Source organism: Stenotrophomonas sp. 3diitr2024, from assembly GCF_042136455.1.
GTDB classification, from domain to species: domain Bacteria; phylum Pseudomonadota; class Gammaproteobacteria; order Xanthomonadales; family Xanthomonadaceae; genus Stenotrophomonas; species Stenotrophomonas sepilia.
This window is the reverse complement of sequence record NZ_JBHHMJ010000196.1, coordinates 1-1330: the sequence shown is the minus strand read 5'-3', so window position 1 is coordinate 1330 and position 1330 is coordinate 1. Positions and strand designations below refer to the sequence as shown.

Sequence of the window (1330 nt, the reverse complement as noted above, 5' to 3'; positions counted from 1 at the left end):
CATCGACCGTTGCCGCGAGGCCGGCGTGGTGGCGTACCAGATCGTGTTGAAGAACAGCTGACGGACGCCGCCGCATGTTGACCCTTGTCCTGGTGGTGATCCTGGCCGCGCTCGTCTTCGAGTTCATCAACGGCTTCCACGACACTGCCAACTCCATTGCCACCGTAGTGGCGACCAAGGTGCTCTCGCCCGGCTGGGCGGTGATGCTGGCCGCCTTCATGAACCTCATCGGTGCGCTGACCGGTACGGCGGTGGCGCTGACCATCGCCTCGGGCCTGCTCAACACCAACGTGGTCGAGGTCACTCCGCAGGTGATCCTGTGCGCCCTGCTGGGCGGCATCATCTGGAACCTGATCACCTGGTGGAAGGGCCTGCCGTCCTCGTCCTCGCACGCCCTGATCGGTGGCCTCTGCGGTGCCGGTCTGGCCGCGGCCCACAACAACTGGGACGCGCTGATCTGGTCGGAGCGCCTGGGCAGCTGGGCGCAGAACAAGGGCCTGCTGTGGAAGGTGTTCGTGCCGATGATCACCTCGCCGATCGCCGGCTTCCTGCTCGGCATCGTGGTGATGGTGCTGCTGTGGGCGCTGATCGCCGGCCTGGCCAAGGTCGGTGGCGCCATCGGCCGCCTGGCCCGTCCGCGCATCGTCAATGCCTTCTTCGGCAAGGCGCAGATCGCCTCGGCGGCCTACATGGGCTTCGCCCACGGCCACAACGACGCGCAGAAGACCATGGGCATCATCGCGATGACCCTGATTGGTGCCGAAGCCACCGGCGCACTGAACGATCTGCCGTCCTGGCTGGCCTTCATGCACCCGGACGCGCACGCCGGTGACGGCATCGCCATGTGGATCGTACTGACCTGTGCAGTGGTGATGGCTGCCGGTACCGCCTCGGGTGGCTGGAAGATCATCAAGACCCTCGGCCACAAGATGGTCAAGCTGCACCCGATCCACGGCTTCGCCGCGGAGACCAGCTCGGCCACCATCCTGACCCTGGCGGCCCACTTCGGCATGCCGGTCTCGACCACGCACAGCATCTCCACCGCGATCATGGGCGTCGGTTTCGCCAAGAACCCGCGTTCGCTGAAGTTCGGCGTGATCGAGCGCATTGTCTGGGCCTGGATCCTGACCATCCCGGCCGCCGGCGGCTGTGCGTACCTGATCCTGAAGCTGTTCGAGATGTTCGGCTGGACCTGATGCCAACGGCCTTGGGATCAGAGCCCTTTCCCTGCGGGAAAAGGATCTGATCCCGGTAAACGAAAAAGCCCGCCGGATACCGGCGGGCTTTTTTCATGGCAGATCATTCCTCTGTATCCAAGCGTGCCGACCTG

1 protein-coding gene is annotated in these 1330 nt (G+C 64.9%); it reads left to right on the top strand.

What is annotated here, in order from left to right; genetic code table 11:
* The first annotated feature begins 74 nt into the window (after positions 1 to 74).
* The gene (locus ABGA94_RS04520) at positions 75 to 1196 is read left to right on the top strand and encodes an inorganic phosphate transporter (RefSeq protein WP_005416018.1); all 1122 of its coding nucleotides are present in this window, start codon (positions 75 to 77) and stop codon (positions 1194 to 1196) included.
* Positions 1197 to 1330 lie beyond the last annotated feature (134 nt).

Coding starts and splice junctions, on each gene's coding strand:
- ABGA94_RS04520 (WP_005416018.1), top strand. CDS start 75: ATGTTGACCCTTGTCCTGGTGGTGATCCTGGCCGCGCTCGTCTTCGAG.